We start from the raw sequence: 17410 nt of genomic DNA, 5'->3' as shown, positions 1-17410 counted from the left end.
GGCATGGCCGCCAAGACGATCACCCCGCCACGTCACGACCCCAAAGTGATCACGGCGCTGCGCCGGTTCGCGATCTCGATCACCATCTTCAACATCCTCGGCTACACCGTGCTGGGGTTCGAGCAGCCGTGGTCGTGGCCGTTCGTGGCCCTGGCCACCGGCTACACCGTGGAGATCATCCTTGAGGTGATCGGGGCCCGCCAGGAGGGCCGGGCGCCGCGTTTCCTCGGCAACGGGCCGCGCGGGCTGATGGAGTTCCTCTACCCGGCGCACATCACTTCCATCGCGCTCAACATGCTGATCTACGTCAACGACCAGGTGCTGGTCATGATGTTCGGCGTCACCGTCGCCGTCGGCGCCAAGTGGGTGCTCAAGGCCCCGGTACGCGGCCGGATGCGGCACTTCATGAACCCGTCCAACTTCGGCATCGCGGTCATCCTGCTGCTGCTGCCGTGGGCCAGCATCGCGCCGCCGTACCACTTCACCGAGAAGGTCGACAACCCGATCGACTGGATCATCCCGGGGATCATCATCATCGGCGGCACCATGATCAACGGCAAGCTGACCGGCCGCATGTGGCTGATCGGCGGCTGGGTGGGCGTCTTCGCCCTCCAGGCCGTGGTGCGCGGGCTGATCATCGACGACATCTCCATCCTCGGCGGGTTGTCGATGATGACCGGGGTGGCGTTCATCCTGTTCACCAACTACATGATCACCGACCCGGGCACGAGCCCGTCCAGACCGCTGTCCCAGGTCGCCTTCGGCGGCGGTGTGGCCGTGGTGTACGGCCTGCTCATGGGCATGAACATCCCGTACGGGATCTTCTTCGCCACGGCGGCGGTCTGCCTGATCCGCGGCGGCTTCCTGTGGGCGCTGCACATCGTGAACAAGGCGCGCGAGCTGGACGCCGCCAGGGTCAGCGCAGCCGCCGCGGAGGCGCTGCGGGACGCGCGGAAAGAGGTCGCGAAGGCATGACGAGGATCGCGATCGTCGGCATGGCCTGCCGGTACCCGGACGCCGCCTCGCCCAGGGAGTTGTGGGAGAACGCGGTGGCCGCCCGCCGCGCCTTCCGCCGGCTCCCGGACGAGCGCATGCGGCTGGAGGACTACTGGGACCCCGATCCCGCAGCGCCGGACCGCTTCTACGCCAAGACCGCCGCGGTCATCGAGGGCTACGCCTTCGACCGGGTGGCACACAAGATCGCCGGTAGTACGTACCGGTCGACCGACCTGGCCCACTGGCTGGCCCTCGACATGGCCGGCCGGGCCCTGGCCGACGCCGGGTTCGCGGACGGCGAGGGGCTGCCCCGCGAGCGTACGGGGGTCGTCGTGGGCAACACGCTCACCGGCGAGTTCACCCGGGCGAACGTGTTGCGCCTGCGCTGGCCGTACGTGCGCCGCACGCTCGCCGCGGCCCTGAAGGAGCAGGGCTGGGACGACGAGCGCCTGGCCGCGTTCCTGGCCGACTACGAGGAGTCCTACAAGAGCCCCTTCCCACCGGTGGACGAGGACACCCTGGCCGGCGGGCTGTCCAACACGATCGCCGGGCGCATCTGCAACCACTTCGACCTCAACGGCGGCGGCTACACCGTGGACGGCGCCTGCTCCTCGTCCCTGCTGTCGGTGGTGACGGCCGGCAAGGCGCTGGCCGACCGCGACGTGGACGTGGCTCTGGCGGGCGGCGTCGACCTGTCCATCGACCCGTTCGAGGTGATCGGGTTCGCCAAGACCGGCGCGCTGGCCAAGAGCGACTTCCGCCTGTACGACCGGCACTCCAACGGGTTCTGGCCCGGCGAGGGCTGCGGGATCGTCGTACTGATGCGCGAGGAGGACGCGCTGGCCGCCGGGCGGCGGATCTACGCCACGATCGCCGGCTGGGGCATCTCCTCCGACGGCAAGGGCGGGATCACCCGGCCGGAGGTGAGCGGTTACCTGCTGGCGATGCGCCGCGCGTACGACAAGGCCGGGTTCGGCCCCGAGACCGTCGAGCTGTTCGAGGGCCACGGGACGGGCACGGCGCTCGGCGACGCGACCGAGCTGACCGCGCTGTCGCGGGCCAGGGAGTCGGCCGCGCGGCCGGCCGCGGTCGGCTCGATCAAGGGCATGATCGGCCACGCCAAGGCGGCCGCGGGCGTAGCGGGCCTGATCAAGGCGGCCATGGCCGTGCACGAGCAGGTGCTGCCGCCGACCATCGGCTGCGTCGACCCGCACCAGGTGCTGACCGACGAGGGCGCCACGCTGCGGGTGCTGCGCACGGCCGAGCCGTGGCCGCAGGGCGCGCCCCTGCGGGCCGCGGTGACCGCCATGGGCTTCGGCGGCATCAACACGCACGTGGTGCTGGAGAACACCGGGCCGCGGCGGCGCGCGTCCAGCCGCGTCAAGGCGCTGGCCGCCGCCGCCCAGGACGCCGAGCTGTTCCTGCTGGACGCCGGCTCCTGGGACGAGCTGCGCGGCCTGGTGTCGGAGCTGCTCGCGTTCGTGCCCAAGGTGTCCTACGGCCAGCTCGCCGACCTGGCCGCCACGCTGCGCGGCCAGCTACGCGGCCTGCCGTGCCGGGCGGCCGTCGTGGTCTCCTCGCCCGACGACGCCGAACGCCGGCTCACCCGCGTGCTGGCGGTCCTGGAGTCCGGCGAGAACACGCTGGTCAGCCCCGACGGCAAGGCGTTCGTGGGCCGCGCCGCGGCCCGGCCCAGGATCGGCTTCCTCTTCCCCGGGCAGGGCTCGGGCCAGGGGACCGGCGGCGGCGCTCTGGCCAGGCGCTTCACCGACGTCGCCGAGGTGTACACCACGGCGGCGCTGCCCGCCGACGGCGACATGGCGGCCACCGAGATCGCCCAGCCGCGCATCGTCACCGGCTCGATGGCGGGCCTGCGGGCGTTGTCGCTGCTCGGCATCGAGGCGGACGCGGCCGTCGGGCACAGCCTGGGCGAGCTGTCGGCCCTGCACTGGGCGGGCGCGATGGACGAGGACGCGCTGCTGCGCGTGGCGACCAAACGCGGCCGGGCGATGCGGGAGCGCAGCGAGCCGGGCACGATGGCCGGCGTCCGGGCCGCTCCGGAGACCGTGCTGGAGCTGGCCGGCGACCTGCCGGTGGTGATCGCCGGGTTCAACGGGCCGCTCCAGACCGTCGTCGCCGGTCCGGTGGCGGCGGTGGAGGAGGCCGGGCGCGCGGCCGAGCGCGCCGGGCTCACCTGGACCAGGCTGAACGTCTCGCACGCCTTCCACTCGCCCCTGGTCGCCCCGGCGGCCGAGGCCCTGGCCGGATACCTGGAGGAGGAACGCTTCGGGCCGGTCGCCCGGCGGGTCGTCTCCACCGTCACCGGGGACGACCTGACCCCCGGCACGGACGTCCCGGCGCTGCTGCACCGGCAGATCACCGCGCCGGTACGGTTCGCCCAGGCGCTCGGCTCGCTGGCCGCGGACGTGGACCTGCTGGTCGAGGTCGGTCCCGGCCGGGTGCTGAGCAGGCTGGCGGCCGAGCTGACCGACGTGCCGGCCGTCGCGCTGGACACCGACAGCGAGTCGCTGGCCGGGCTGCTCGGCGTGGCCGGCGCCGCGCACGTGGCGGGCGTGCCCGTCGCCTGCGAGGAGCTGTTCCACGGGCGGCTGGTCAAGCCGCTGGAGATCGGCGCGGCGTTCTCGTTCTTCACCAGCCCCGCCGAGCAGGCGCCGCAGGTGCGCGTCAAGGCCGCCGCCCCGCAGCCGCGGGAGCGGGCCGCCGCGCCGGACGGCCAGGTGGCGCGGCAGGGCGAGTCGACGGTCGAGCTGCTGCGGCGGCTGGCCGCCGAACGCGCCGAGCTGCCGCTGGAGATGGTGACCGAGGACAGCAAACCGCTGGACGAGCTGCACCTCAGCTCGGTCACCGTGATGCACATCATCGACCAGGCCACCCAGCATCTGGGCGTGCCCGCGGGCATGGCGCCGGCCAACGTCGCCACCGCGACGCTCCAGGAGCTGGGCGAGGCCCTGGACCGGCTGGCCGCGCAGCCGCGCGCGCAGTCGGCGAGGGGCGTGACGGGCGCGGCGCCGTGGGTGCGCCCGTTCGCCGTGGACCTGGACGAGCAGCCGCGGCCCCGCCGTACGGCCGAGGAGCGGGACGGGCGGTGGCAGGTGTTCGCGCCGGCCGGTTCGCTCCTGGCCCAGCCGCTGCGCGAGGCCCTCGAAGGGGAGAAGATCGGATCCGGTGTCCTGGTGTGCCTACCCGCGCGGTGCGCGGCCGACGACCTTGAGCAGGCGCTGCTCGGCGCCAAGGCGGCCCTGGCCGGCGGGCCGGGCGCCCGGCTCGTCCTCGTCCAGCACGGGCGGGGCGCGGCGGGGCTGGCCAAGACGTTCCACCTGGAGAGCGGCCTGCCCACCACGATCGTGCACGTACCGGCCGGCGTGCCGGAGGCGGTGGGCTGGGTAGCCGCCGAGGCCGCGGCCACGACGGAGTTCTGCGAGGTCCACTACGACGCCGGCGGCGTCCGGCGGGTGCCGACGCTGCGGGCCCTGCCCTACCGGCAGGAGCGGACTGAGGAGCCGCTCACCGGCTCCGACGTGCTCCTGGTGACCGGCGGCGGCAAGGGCATCACGGCCGAGTGCGCGATGGCGATGGCCGGCGGGGCGAAGGTGGCCGTGCTCGGCCGCTCCGACCCCGCCCAGGACGAGGAGCTGGCCGCGAACCTGCGGCGCATGGCCGAGACCGGGCTCACCGTCCACTACGCCAGGGCCGACGTCACCGACGCCGCCCAGGTGCGGGCGGCCGTGGCCGCGGCCGAGCAGGAGCTCGGGCCGGTCACCGCGGTGCTGCACGGCGCCGGGCGCAACGAGCCGGAGGGCATCGCCGGGCTCGACCTGGACGCCTTCCGCCGCACGTTCGCGCCGAAGATCGACGGCCTGCGCAACGTGCTGGAGGCGGTCGAGCCGGGACGGCTGCGGCTGCTGGTGACGTTCGGCAGCATCATCGGCCGGGCGGGCCTGCACGGCGAGGGCCACTACGCGACCGCCAACGAGTGGCTGGCCGACCTGACCCGCGAGGCGGGCGAGCGGCACCCCGGCTGCCGGGCGATCTGCATGGAGTGGTCGGTCTGGTCCGAGGTCGGCATGGGCGAGCGGCTGTCGGTCGTGGACCGGCTGGTCGAGCAGGGCATCACGCCGATCCCGGTGGACCGGGGCGTGGAGATCATGCGGCGCCTGGTGAGCGACCCCGACGCACCCGGCGTCGTGGTGATCAGCGGGCGTACGGAGGGCATCCACACCGTACGGCGGGAGGAGCCGGAGCTGCCGCTGCTGCGCTTCGTCGGCGCCCCGCTGGTCCGCTACCACGGCGTGGAGCTGGTCAGCGAGGTCGAGGTGAACGCCGGGACCGACCTGTACCTGGCCGATCACCTGCTGGACGGCAACCTGCTGTTCCCCGCGGTGTTCGGCCTGGAGGCCATGGCTCAGGTGGCGTACGCGGTCACCGGCCGGCCCGGCGCGCCCGTCGTCGAGCAGGCGGAGTTCGTCCGGCCGATCATCGTGCCGCCCGACGGGAGCACCACGCTCCGGGTGGCGGCGACGGTCACCGGCCACGACACGCTCGCCGTGGCCATCCGCAGCCAGGAGACCGGCTTCGACGTCGACCACTTCACCGCCGTGCTGCGCCTGGACGGCGGGCCCGCGCCCGCGGGGCCGCCCGAGCAGTCCGGCGACGAGCTGCCGCCGGTGGCTCTCGACCCCGACACCCAGCTGTACGGCGAGGTGCTCTTCCAGGGCAGGCGCTTCCAGCGGCTGCGCCGCTACCACCGGGCCGCGGCCCGCGAGGTGGACGCCGACCTCCAGGTGGCACAGGAGTGCGACTGGTTCGCCGGGTTCCTGCCCGGTGACCTGCTCCTGGGCGACCCGGGCATGCGGGACGCGCTGATGCACGGCAACCAGGTGTGCGTGCCCGACGCGACCCTGCTGCCGACCGGCATCGAACGGGTCCACCCGGCCGGGGCCGCGCTGTCGGGCGCGGACGAGGTGCGCTACTGCGCCTCCGAACGGTCCAGGGACGGCGACTCCTACATCTACGACATCGCGGTCCGGACGAAGGACGGCGAGGTCGTCGAACGCTGGGAGGGGCTGCGGCTCCAGGCCGTGCGGAAGAAGGGCGGGGCCGGTCCGTGGGCCGCGCCGCTGCTCGGCTCGTACCTGGAGCGCACGCTGGAGGACCTGACGGGCGCGCGGGTCGCGGTCGTCGTGGAACCGGGCGACGGCGGCGGCGAGCTGGCCGTGGCGCGGCTCGGCGCGGCGGACGGCGCCCATGGGGACGGACGCCGCACGATGTCGGCCCGCGTGCCGGGCCTGACGCTGTGCGTGGCCGCCCCCGGGCCGCTCGCCTGCGCCGTCGAGCCCGTCACCGCCGAAGACCCGGACGGCACGCGGGACACACCCGCCGGGCACGACGCGCTCGCCGGTGAGATCGCCGCGAAGGCCGGGGACGGCGCGGACACCGCCCGTGCCCGCGTCCGCGCCGCGCTCGCCTGCGTACGGACCGCCGGGACGCAGGACGGGACGCCGCTCGCGGTGGACCGGGCCGGTTCCGACGGGTGGGTGGTCCTGACCGCCGCCGGCGCGACCGTGGCCACGCTCGCCACCCGGGTGAGCGGCCTGCCGGCGCCCGTCGTCGTCGCGATACTCACCGAAGGGCGGTCCTAGCCCATGGGCACCTACTACGAGTACCTGCACACGGTCGGCTTCGAGGAGACCAACCTCGTCGGCAACGTCTACTACGTCAATTACCTGCGCTGGCAGGGACGCTGCCGCGAGATGTTCCTCATGGAACGGGCCCGCGACGTGCTCGCCGACCTCCAGGACGACCTCAAGCTGTTCACGCTCAAGGTCGACTGCGAGTTCTTCGCCGAGATCACGGCCTTCGACCAGTTGTCCATCAGGATGCGCCTGATCGAGCTGGCGCAGACGCAGATCGAGTTCGGCTTCGACTACGTCCGGGTCACCCCGGGCGCGCCCGAGGTCCTCGTCGCCCGCGGCAGGCAGCGTGTGGCCTGCATGCGGGGGCCGAACACCAAGACCGCGCCGGCGAGGGTCCCCGAGCCCCTGGTCCGGGCGCTCGAACCGTACGTGGCCTAGCCCCCGGACCCCAGGAGGTCAACCGTGCAAGTCCACTCTTCGGCCCCCGCGGTCGCGGACGCCAAGGCGCTGCGCGACGCGTTCGGGGTGTTCGCCACCGGCGTCACCGTGATCACGACGGGCGGTTCCGTTCCCCACGCCATGACGGCCAACTCCTTCACCTCGGTCTCGCTCGACCCGCCGCTGCTGCTGGTGTGCGTCGGCAAGGGCGCCGTGATGCACCAGTGCATCACCGCGGCGACGTCGTTCGGGGTGTCGGTGCTGGCCGGGCACCAGGAGGCCGAGGCGCGGCACTTCGCCGACCGCTACCGGCCGCTCGGCCTGGCCCAGTTCGCCGACATCGAGGTGACGCCCGGCGAGGTCACCGGCGTGCCGCTCATCGCGGGCGCGGCGGCCATGTTCGAGTGCCGGGTCTGGCGCGCGTACGACGGCGGCGATCACACGATCTTCGTCGGCGAGGTGCTGTCACTGACCCGGCGGGACGACTGTGACGGGCTGCTGGTCTACCGGGGCCGCTTCGGGGAGGCCTCCCCGGCCCTGCAACGGGTGTCGGCGTGACCGCGCTGGGCACCCGCCCGGTGGCGCTGGGCGGCCGCGTGCCGCCCGGCCCACCCCCCTGGGCGGCGCCCGTCCTGTACAAGCGGCTGGTCTCCGACCGTCTGGCGCTGCTGTCCAAGGCGACCGCCCGGTACGGCGACGCGGTGCGCATGACGATCGGCCCGAAGGCCATCTACCTGTTCAACCACCCCGACCACGCCAAACACGTCCTGGCCGACAACAGCGGCAACTACCGCAAGGGCATCGGCCTGGACGAGGCCCGCCGGGTGATCGGCGACGGGCTGCTGACCAGCGACGGCGAACGGTGGCGGCAGCAGCGCAGGACCATCCAGCCGCTGTTCCAGAACAAGCGGCTGGCCCAGCAGGACACGGTCCTGGCCGAGGAGGCCGGCCGCCTGGTGGCCCGGCTGCGGGCCAAGGCCGGCGGCGGGCCCGTCGACGTCGCCGGCGAGATGACCGGCCTGGCGCTCGGCGTGCTCGGCCGCACCCTGCTGGCGGCCGACCTCGGCGCGCACGACTCCATCGGGCACGCCTTCGAGGGGGTCCAGGACCAGGCCATGTTCGAGATGGTCACGCTGGCCATGGTGCCGTTGTGGTTGCCGCTGCCGCTGCACCTGCGCTTCCGCCGGTCCCGGCGGGAGTTGTACCGGATCGTGGACCTGCTGGTGGCCGAGCGGCTGGCGAACCCGACCGGCGGCGGCGACCTGCTGTCCCTGCTGATCGAGTCCACCGGGCTGCGGGAGGACCCCGGGCCCGCCCGGCAGCGGCTGCGGGAGGAACTGATCACGGTGCTCCTGGCCGGGCACGAGACCACCGCGAGCACCCTGTCGTGGGCCTTCCACCTGCTGGACCGGCATCCGGAGGTGCGCGAGCGGGTACACGCCGAGGCCGTCTCGGTCCTGGGCGACCGCCCGCCCGTGTACGAGGACCTGCGTCGGCTCACGTACACGGCGGCGGTGCTGGAGGAGGTCATGCGGCTGTACCCGCCGGTGTGGGCGCTGACGCGGGTGGCACGGGAGGACGACGAGGTGGGCGGGTACCGGGTCCCGGCGGGGGCGGACGTGCTCATCAGCCCGTACACGCTGCACCGGCATCCGGCGTACTGGCGGGACCCGGACGCGTTCCGGCCCGAGCGGTTCGAGCCCGGCGCGCCGTCCGACCGCCCCCGGTACGCCTACATCCCCTTCGGCGCGGGCCCGCGCTTCTGCGTGGGCAACCACCTGGGGATGATGGAGGCCACGTTCGTGCTGGCCATGGTCACCCGCGAGCTGCGGCTGACCGGGTTGCCGGGCCGCCGGGCGGTCCCGGAGGCCATGTTGTCGCTGCGGGTGCGCGGCGGGCTGCCGATGACGGTGAGCCCGGCCTGACCTGACAGAAGGGCCTCCGGACGGCGTTCGCCGTCCGGAGGCCCTTCTGTCACGCGCGGCCGTCGGTCCAGGCCAGCAGGTCGCGCAGGGCGAGCAGGACGGGCGGGTCGAGCGTGCTCATCGGCCGCAGCCGCAGGTCGGCGCGCTCGGTGCCGTCGCCCCCGCCCACCTCGATCGGGCCGATGCGCGCGATGCACGTCGCCGCGTCGCCCTCGGGCGGGTGGTGCACGGCGTCCTCGCGGGACTCGGCCACGGCTTGGGCGATCACGTACCAGCTGCCCTTGGGCACGTGCTCCAGCACGTACGGGCCGGGCCGCCTGATCAGGGTGAAGCTCGCGGGCCTGCCCTCCATGATCTGGCCGGGGAACACGCCGGCGAAGACCGGCCGGTCGGCCAGGGGCGAGCTCACGACGCCGTGCAGGCTCGCCGACGGGCCGCCGGAAGCGCGGTCGCCGACGGTCAGGTCCGCCGCCGTGACGCTCATGAACTGCCGGTACCTGCTCGGCGACAACCCGACGCTGTGGGTGAAGCGCGAGCTGAACGTGCCGACGCTGGAGTAGCCGACCTGGTGACTGATGTGCGTGATGCTGAGCGAGGTGGACACGAGCAGGCGCTTGGCCTCGCGCAGCCGCACCGCGGACAGGAACCGCCCAGGGGACAGCCCGGTCACGCGCTGGAACACGCGCGAGAAGTGGAACTTGCTGAACATCGCGGTCCGCGCCATGTCGTCAATGGTGAGCTGCTCTCCGTGGTTCTCCTGCATGCTCTCGATGACCCGCAGGACCGCTCGTTCGATGACGTCGTCCATATGGTCTCCCGGAACCCGGAGGGCCTTGGGCGCGCGGTTCCCGTCGATTCTCCGGCCGGTGCGGCCGTCGAATTCCCGGGAGTCGCGACGATTCCGCGGCGCTCCGGATGCATTGCCTTTCGGTTGCCACCTGGTACACGCTCTTGGGCCGGCAGTACGCTGCATGACAAATCGCCCTTTTTTGGGAAATCTTCGGAAATCTCGGCAATTTATCTGAGAATGCGGTTTTATCGGGACCATTCGCGGCGGGGTGGCGGCAGCAGTTGCCTGAGCAGCCGTCCGGCGCGGTGGTGGGGGCGCCGCTCGTGCGGGTAGCCGAGCGAGACCTCCTCGAAGCGCACCCCGTCGTGCCAGCTCGTGCCCGGGATGTGCAGGTGGCCGTAGACGACCGCGGCGGCGCGGAACCGCAGGTGCCAGTCGGCGGTCTGCTCGGTGCCGCACCACTGCGCCAGCGCCTGGTGCCGCAGGACGCGGGTGGGGGCGCGCAGCAGCGGGAAGTGGTTGACCAGCACCGTGGGCAGGCCGGGGTCGATCGACTCCAGCCGTTCCTCGCTCTCGCGCACCCGCGCCCGGCACCACGCCTCCCTGCTGGGATAGGGCTCGGGATGCAGCAGGAACTCGTCCCTGCACACCACCCCCTGCCCGCGGGCCAGGTCGAGGGCCTGCGCCCGGGTCGTGCCGGACGGGCGGAAGCTGTAGTCGTACAGCAGGAACAGGGGGACGACGGCCGCCGGGCCGCCCTCCCCCGTCCAGATCGCGTACGGGTCCTCGGGCGTGAGCACGCCGAGGCGCCGGCAGATCTGCACCAGGCGCCGGTAGCGTTCCTCGCCGCGCAGGCCGGGATCGCCCGGCGTGGTCCACAGCTCGTGGTTGCCCGGCGCCCAGATCACCTTGGCGAAGCGCTCGCCGAGCAGCCGCAACGTGCTCTCGAACGCGTCCAGCCGCTCGGCCACGTCCCCCGCCACCAGCAGCCAGTCACCCTCGGTGCGCGGGCGCAGCCCCTCGACGGCCGCCCTGTTCTCGGGAAACCCGACGTGGAGGTCGCTGATCGCCAGTAATGCCGCACCGGAGGCGCTCACGCCGCGAGCGTACGCACGCGAGAAGGGCCCAAGAGCGCCCGAGCACGGAAAACAGGGGTCCGCGGAGGCCGAATAGGGGGTGGCGCGGACGCCTTTGTGGATAAGGGCGCGGGGACGGCCGATAGGGGTTGTTGCGGCGATCCGCGCATTCAATTCTGAGCATGCCGAAGAAAGCGGCAATCGCAAGGCCGTGTTCCGGGGGTGAGGATGATGGCCGATGCGCGGGGGCAGGAATTCGCGAATTTCGCGAAGGAGGCCAGACCTATGCTGCGCCGGGTCGCCTACCGGCTGTCCGACGACTGGCACGAGGCCGACGACCTCGTCCAGCGCACCCTGCTGGCACTGCACCGGCGCTGGGACGACCTCGACCGGCGTGACCGCGCCGAGGCGTACGCGCGGCAGATCATGCGGCGGCTGCTCATCAGCGACCGCAGGTCGATGCGCTGGTCCCGGGAGGTGCTCAGCGGGGCGCCGCCCGACGCCGTCTCGGCCCTCGACCCCTACGACCTGGTGGGCGAGCGCATCGTGCTGATGGACGCGCTGGCCAGGCTCGGGCCGCGGCAGCGGGCGACGATCTTCTTCCGGTTCTGGGAGGGCCGCAGCGCCGAGGACACGGCCCGGGTCATGGGCAACGAGTCCTCGACGGTGCGCAGCCAGACCGTCAGGGCGCTGACCACCCTGCGGGCCGCTCTGGCGCGCACCGGCCCCACCGACCGTACCGACAGAACGCCGACCTGAACGAGGGAGTACCCATGGGTCCACTGCTCTACGAGACGCGGGTGGAGACGTTGGAGGCGCTCGCGGACACCATCGTGCCCGGGGCGAAACGCGGTCCGGGCGACCGGGCGGTGGCGGGCATGAGCCCGACGGGCGGCGCGGTCGCGGCCGGCGCCATCGAGCTGCTGGAATGGGACGCCACCGGCGTCAGCGAGGGCCTGGACGACTACGCCCGCTCATTGAACCAGCACGCCCGCGCCCACGCCGACCAGCACGGCGTCGTGCTGGAGGAGGGCGTCCCGGAGTTCGTGGCCCTGCCGTTCGAGGAACGCGCGGCTCTGGTGCGCACGCTGACCGCGCCCGGCCACCCGGAGAAGGCGTTGTGGGTGCTGCTGGTGCTGTTCTGCTACATGGCCTACGACTCCGCGGCCCACCTGCACACCGTCGACGCCCTCAAGGCCGGGCACCCCGGCCTGACCGCCATGGGCATCGCCCCGCCCGACGCGGACGGGCTGTGGCGTTTCCCCTCCTACTCCTACGGCCGTCCCCTCGCCGACCTCCACCCGGACACGACAGCTTCAGGGAGCCCCGCATGAACGGCGTCGAACGCACCGACGTGCTGGTGATCGGCAGCGGCTTCGGCGGCGCGATCCCGGCCTACCACCTGGCCGCCGGCGGCGCCGACGTGGTCGTGCTGGAACGCGGCCCGTGGCTGGAGTCGGCCGAGTACGAGCACGACTTCAAGCTGGGCTCCTCCTACACCCGCATCTTCGACTTCACCGTCGGCGACGGCATGAGCGTGCTGGGCGGCAACTGCGTGGGCGGCGGCAGCGTGGTCTACTTCGCGGCCATGCCCCGGGCGCCGCGTTTCGTCTTCGAGCGCCGCGGCAGCATCAAGCGCCGCATGTGGCCGGCCGCGATCAGCCGCGACACCCTCGACCCCTGGTACGACCGGGTCGCCGAGTCGATCTCCATCACCCAGCAGGGCTGGGAGGACGTGTCGTACTCGGGTGGCCTGTGGGCGGCCGCCTGCCGGCACGCCGGCCGTACCGCCAACCCGGTGCCCGCGGCCGTGGACACCGCGGCCTGTGTCAACTGCAACTGGATGATGGCCGGCTGCCGGTTCGACGCCAAGCAGTCGCTGCTGGCCAACTACCTGCCGGCGGCGATCGCCCACGGCGCCGAGGTCAGGCCGCTGCACGAGGTGCAGAGCATCTCCAGGACCTCCGACGGCTCCTACCGGGTGACCTACAAGATCGTCCACGGCGAGGACTACCGGCTGACCGAGGGCGAGGGGACGATCGAGGCCAAGGTGGTCGTGCTGGCCGCCGGCGCCGCCGCCACGCCGGTCATCCTGCAGCGCAGCGAGGGCGACCTCGGCGCGATGCCGCACGCCGTGGGCCGCTACTTCTCCGGCAACGGCGAGCGGCTCAACACCGCCGTGCTGAACGAGGAGCGTGTGCGCGAGGTGCTGGGCCTGGAGCGGGGCGAGGGCCTGGCGTACGCGGCCAACCAGATCGGCAAGGGCCCGACGGTGGCCAACTGGGACCGGCTGGACGGCTCGCTGCCCGAGTACACCCGCTACTCGCTGGAGCAGCTCTACTTCCCGCCCGGCCTCGGGACCATCCTCGCGCTGGCCGGCGGGCCGGACCCGACGTGGTTCGGGCTGCGCAAGAAGGAGATGCTGGAGCGCTGGCGGTCCTGGCTGATCATCTTCCAGATGATCGAGGACGACAACGAGGGTGTGTTCGGCCCGCCGCCCGCGCGCGGCAACGCCGACCGGGTCTCCCAGCAGATGCTGGGCGTCGGCCGGCTGTCCTACAAGCCGACCGCCAACACCTCGGCCGCCTGGGCGATGGCCGACGCCGAGTGCAAGGAGATCCTGGAGCGCGACGGGCTGGCCACGGTGACGCCGTGGACGAACGACCTGGTCGGGGCGTACACGGTGCATCCGCTGGCCTCGTGCCGGATCGGCGACGACCCGTACACCTCGGCGCTGGACGACGGGCACGAGCTGCGCGGGCACCCGGGGATCTTCGTCACGGACGGCTCGGCCGTGCCGGGCGCGCTGACCGTCAACCCGGCGATGACCATCTCCGCGCTGGCCGAGCGGGCCGTGCCGGGGATCGTCAGGGCCGCCAGGGAGCGCGGCGTGGAGGTCTCCTACGGCGCGCCCGCGCCCGACGGTTCCACCGCCGGGCGCCGCGCCACCGCGCCGCTGGCCGCCGCCGCGCTGCGCGGGTAGGGCGCCGGCGATGGGCCGGCTGCTCAGCCGGATGACGGCGCGGCGCGCGCTCGGCCAGGTGCGGTACGTCCGCCCGGTGCTCCCCGGCGCCGCCCGCGGCCTGGTGGCCCGGGTGTACGAGCAGGTCGAGCGGGACTTCGGCATGCTCGCGCCGCCCGTGGCGCTGCACTCACCCGCGCCGCCCGTCCTGGCCGCGTGCTGGCTGGTGCTGCGCGAGTCGCTGCTGGCCTCCGGCGCGGCCGGGCGGGTGGCCGGGGAACTGGTGGCCATGGAGGTCTCGGCGGGCAACACGTGCCCGTACTGCGTGGACGTGCACGGCGCGACGCTGCGGGCGCTGGCCCCGGCCGATCCCCGCCTGCGGCCGCTGGCCGCCTGGGCCAGGGCGAGCGCGACCCCGGGGGCCGGCGGGCCGCCGGTCGCCGGGGAGGCGGGCGTGGAGCTGGCGGCGGTCGCGGTGACCTTCCAGTACCTCAACCGCATGGTCAACGTGTTCCTCGGCGACTCGCCGCTGCCGCCGGAGCTGCCGGGCGGCGCGCGCGGGCCCGCGCTGCGCGTGTTCGGCGCGCTCATGCGGCCGGCCGCGCGGCGGCCCGCCCCGCCCGGCGGCTCGCTCGGCCTGCTGCCCGGCGCGCCGCTGCCGGACGACCTGGCCTGGACGGGCGGCCTCCCGCGGCTCGGCGAGGCGTTCGCCAGGGCCGCGGCGGCGATCGAGGAGGGCGGCGCGCGGCGGCTGCCCGGCCCGGTCCGCGAGCTGGTCGCCGAACGGGTGTCCGGCTGGGACGGCGTCCCGCCGGGCCCCGGGCGCGGCTGGGCCGGCGAGGCCACGGCCGCGCTGCCGCCCGCGCAACGCCCGGCCGCCCGGCTCGCGCTGCTGACCGCCCTCGCCTCCCACCAGGTGGACCGGCGGGTGGTCGGCGAGTTCCAGGCCGCCACGCCGGGCGAGGCCGCGCTCGTCGAGGCCGCCTCCTGGGCGGCCATGACCGCCGCCCGCCGGACCGGCGCCTGGTGCGCCCCCGCCCCTCTACCGACCGCATCGACAGCCGACTGAAAGGAACGAGGACGTGACCGAGCTAGAGGTAGTGCTCGACGACCTGGCGGCCGACGGCGACCAGCTCGACGCGCTGGTGTCGGGCCTGGACGCCCAGCAGTGGAAGCTGCCCACCCCCGCGCCGGGCTGGACGATCTTCGACCAGATCGCCCACCTGGCCTTCATCTTCCGCCTGGCCACCGCCGCCGCCACGGACGCGGAGGGCTTCAAGGCCATGACGGCCGGCGCCGAGAAGAACTTCGACGGCGCGGTGAACGCCGCGCTCAAGGCGTTCGAGAACGACTCGCCCGGCGCGCTGCTGGCCAAGTGGCGGGCCGGACGGGCCGAGGTGCACGCGGGCCTGGCCGCCGTACCGGCGGGCGAGGTCGTGCCGTGGCTGGTCAACCCGCTGCCGCCGATCGTGCTGGCGTGCGCGGGCATCATGGAGACCTTCGCGCACGGGCAGGACGTCGCCGACGCGCTCGGCGTCCGGCTGGAGCGGACCGACCGGCTCCGGCACCTGGTCGTCTTCGCCGTGCTCACCCGGGACTTCGGCTACCTGTCGCGCGGGCTGACCCCGCCGGCCGAGGAGTTCCGCTTCGAGATCACCGGCCCGTCCGGCGAGGTGTGGGCGTACGGTCCCGAGGACTCCGCCCAGCGGGTCAGCGGCCCGGCCGAGGACTTCTGCCTGCTGGTGACCAGGCGGCGGCACCGCGCCGACGTGGCGGTCACGGCGACCGGCGCCGAGGCGGACCGCTGGCTGGACCTCGCGCAGGCCTACCGCGGCCCGGCGGGGGCGGGGCGGCAGCCCGGCCAGTTCGCCCGCGCCGGCGTCTGAGGGGCCTTCCGGTACCGCGGGCGCGCCCGTCCGGAACTCCCCCAGTCCCGGGCGCGCCCGCTCCTCACACCCCGGCCTCCAGCGCGCGCCGGTCCACCTTGCCCGACGCCGTCTGCGGCAGGCGCGGCACGAACGTGATCTTCCGGGGGAACTTCTGGGCCGCCAGCCGGGCCCGTACGAACGCCTTCAGCTCACCGGCCTCGACCGCGCTCGCGGCCACCACGTACGCGTGCGGCCGGGTCAGCCCCCGCAACTCGTACCCGACCACCGCGCACTCCACGACGGCCGGGTGCTCGCGCAGGCAGTTCTCGATCTCGGCGGGCGCCACCCAGGAGCCGCCCACCTTGAGCATGTCGTCGGCCCGCCCCTGGTAGCGGAAGTAGCCGTCGGCGTCCCTGGTCACCAGGTCGCCCGAGCGCACGGTCCGCCCGCCCACGAACGTGGCGGCCGTCTTGTCCGGGTCCTGCCAGTACTCCAGCGCGACCGCGTCGCCGCTGACCTCCAGCCGCCCGGTCCCGCCGTCGGGGACGTCGCGCCCCTCGGGGTCCACGACCCGGGCGCGGTAGCCGGGGACGACCTGGCCGAGCGTGCCCGGCCGTACCCGTCCCGGCCGGTTGGACAGGAAGATGTGGTACGCCTCGGAGGAGCCGAGCCCGTCCACGACCTCCACGCCGAAGGTGTCGCTCCAGCGGCGGTGCAGTTCCGGCGGCAGCGCCTCGCCCGCCGACGTGCACAGCCGCAGGCAGCTCAGGTCCTGCCGGCCGGCGTCGGGGTGGGCGAGCATGGCGCTCATCATGGTGGGCACGTTCACCAGGACCGTGGGCCGGTGCTCGGCGATCAGCTCGAAGATCGTCTCGACCCGGCTGCGCTCGGGGAAGATCACGCCGGCCGCGCCGACGCCGAAGGGGAACAGGGCGGTCAGGTCGCGGGCGTAGCCGAAGAACAGCTTGGGCACGGGCAGGACCACGTCGTCCGGACGCAGGTCCAGCACGCCCCGGGCGTAGGAGTCGAAGCTGACGTGCGGGCTCCTGGCGGGCAGCACGCAGGCGCGCGGCGCGCCGGTGCTGCCGGTGGTGAACTTCCACAGCGCCACGTCCCCCGCCGCGACCGGCACCGGGTCCAGCCGGGCGTCCTGCGCGGCGACCAGGGTGTCGAAGTGGTGCTCCCCGGGGCGCAGCAGGTGGCGTGGCACACCGGTCACGAGCATCCCGGTCAGCCCCGCCGCGCGCAGGCTCTCCAGCGCGGACGGCCCCGCGACCACCAGCCGGGGACGGGCGTAGCCGGCGAAGTAGCGGTAGTCCTTGGGCCGCAGGAACGTGTAGACCTCGGCGGTGACGGCGCCGATCTTCTGGGCGCCGTACCAGGTGGCGACCGACTCGACGCTGTCGTCGGCGGCGATGAGCACCCGGTCGCCGCGGCGTACGCCGAGCTCGCGCAGCGCGTTGCCGGCGCGGGCGGCCAGGGCGCGCAGCGTCGCGTAGTCCACGCGGCCCTCGCGGGTGAGCAGCGCGGTCCTGGCGCCGTCGGCCTGGTCGAGGAATCGTCCGGCGATGTTGAAAGAGTCCATGGCATGCCTTCTCGCTGCTCCGCTCGTGGGCTGGTTCCGCCTTCCACGGTGCCGGGCGGGGGGCGTCCGCAGGGGGTCCGGCGGCGTCAGCAAGCTGGTGGGCGTGGCAGCTTGCT

The 17410-nt window shown here is 73.8% G+C and carries 13 protein-coding genes; 10 read left to right on the top strand and 3 right to left on the bottom strand.

Features of this window, described 5'->3' with window-relative positions:
• Nucleotides 1-3: 3 nt before the first annotated feature.
• The 5 genes from IEZ27_RS29715 to IEZ27_RS29695 are packed head-to-tail and all read left to right on the top strand — an operon-like array spanning nt 4 to nt 9013.
• A complete protein-coding gene (locus tag IEZ27_RS29715; protein WP_189650280.1) occupies nt 4-975 on the top strand; it encodes an enediyne biosynthesis protein in 972 nt (323 codons plus the stop codon).
• Nucleotides 972-6656, top strand: a complete 5685-nt coding sequence (locus tag IEZ27_RS29710; RefSeq protein ID WP_189650279.1) for a type I polyketide synthase — start codon at nt 972-974, stop codon at nt 6654-6656. Before IEZ27_RS29715 ends, IEZ27_RS29710 begins: the two co-directional genes overlap by 4 nt.
• 3 nt (nt 6657-6659) lie before the next feature.
• Nucleotides 6660-7088, top strand: coding sequence for an acyl-CoA thioesterase (locus IEZ27_RS29705; protein ID WP_189650278.1), 429 nt, complete (start codon nt 6660-6662; stop codon nt 7086-7088).
• 24 nt (nt 7089-7112) lie between these two features.
• Nucleotides 7113-7646 carry a flavin reductase family protein gene (locus tag IEZ27_RS29700; protein ID WP_189650277.1) on the top strand — a complete coding sequence of 178 codons (534 nt, stop codon included), beginning with the start codon at nt 7113-7115 and terminating at the stop codon, nt 7644-7646.
• Nucleotides 7643-9013: a cytochrome P450 gene (locus tag IEZ27_RS29695; protein ID WP_189650276.1), complete on the top strand. Its 1371-nt coding sequence runs from the start codon at nt 7643-7645 to the stop codon at nt 9011-9013. Before IEZ27_RS29700 ends, IEZ27_RS29695 begins: the two co-directional genes overlap by 4 nt.
• A gap of 49 nt (nt 9014-9062) precedes the next feature.
• Here IEZ27_RS29695 and IEZ27_RS29690 read toward each other — a convergent pair whose 3' ends face one another.
• Entirely contained in the window at nt 9063-9821 is a 759-nt protein-coding gene (locus tag IEZ27_RS29690) for a helix-turn-helix domain-containing protein (protein WP_125637920.1), read from the bottom strand.
• 227 nt (nt 9822-10048) lie between these two features.
• Nucleotides 10049-10900, bottom strand: coding sequence for a metallophosphoesterase family protein (locus IEZ27_RS29685; RefSeq protein WP_229824463.1), 852 nt, complete (start codon nt 10898-10900; stop codon nt 10049-10051).
• A 207-nt stretch (nt 10901-11107) separates the two neighbouring features.
• Between IEZ27_RS29685 and IEZ27_RS29680 the strand changes: the two genes are divergently transcribed.
• The 5 genes from IEZ27_RS29680 to IEZ27_RS29660 are packed head-to-tail and all read left to right on the top strand — an operon-like array spanning nt 11108 to nt 15727.
• The gene (locus IEZ27_RS29680) at nt 11108-11638 is read left to right on the top strand and encodes a sigma-70 family RNA polymerase sigma factor (protein WP_308427314.1); all 531 of its coding nucleotides are present in this window, start codon (nt 11108-11110) and stop codon (nt 11636-11638) included.
• A 14-nt stretch (nt 11639-11652) separates the two neighbouring features.
• Nucleotides 11653-12213, top strand: coding sequence for a DUF5987 family protein (locus tag IEZ27_RS29675; RefSeq protein WP_189650274.1), 561 nt, complete (start codon nt 11653-11655; stop codon nt 12211-12213).
• Nucleotides 12210-13862 carry a GMC family oxidoreductase N-terminal domain-containing protein gene (locus IEZ27_RS29670; protein WP_189650273.1) on the top strand — a complete coding sequence of 551 codons (1653 nt, stop codon included), beginning with the start codon at nt 12210-12212 and terminating at the stop codon, nt 13860-13862. The genes IEZ27_RS29675 and IEZ27_RS29670 overlap by 4 nt, the downstream gene beginning before the upstream one ends.
• A gap of 10 nt (nt 13863-13872) precedes the next feature.
• The gene (locus IEZ27_RS29665) at nt 13873-14910 is read left to right on the top strand and encodes a carboxymuconolactone decarboxylase family protein (RefSeq protein WP_189650272.1); all 1038 of its coding nucleotides are present in this window, start codon (nt 13873-13875) and stop codon (nt 14908-14910) included.
• 13 nt (nt 14911-14923) lie between these two features.
• Nucleotides 14924-15727, top strand: coding sequence for a TIGR03084 family metal-binding protein (locus IEZ27_RS29660; protein ID WP_189650271.1), 804 nt, complete (start codon nt 14924-14926; stop codon nt 15725-15727).
• A gap of 64 nt (nt 15728-15791) precedes the next feature.
• Here IEZ27_RS29660 and IEZ27_RS29655 read toward each other — a convergent pair whose 3' ends face one another.
• Nucleotides 15792-17294: a benzoate-CoA ligase family protein gene (locus IEZ27_RS29655; protein WP_189650270.1), complete on the bottom strand. Its 1503-nt coding sequence runs from the start codon at nt 17292-17294 to the stop codon at nt 15792-15794.
• Between the last annotated feature and the right edge of the window lie 116 nt (nt 17295-17410).

Origin of the sequence: Nonomuraea spiralis (assembly GCF_014648435.1) — a bacterium.
Lineage (GTDB): Bacteria > Actinomycetota > Actinomycetes > Streptosporangiales > Streptosporangiaceae > Nonomuraea > Nonomuraea spiralis.
This window is presented reverse-complemented; position numbering and strand designations above follow the sequence as displayed.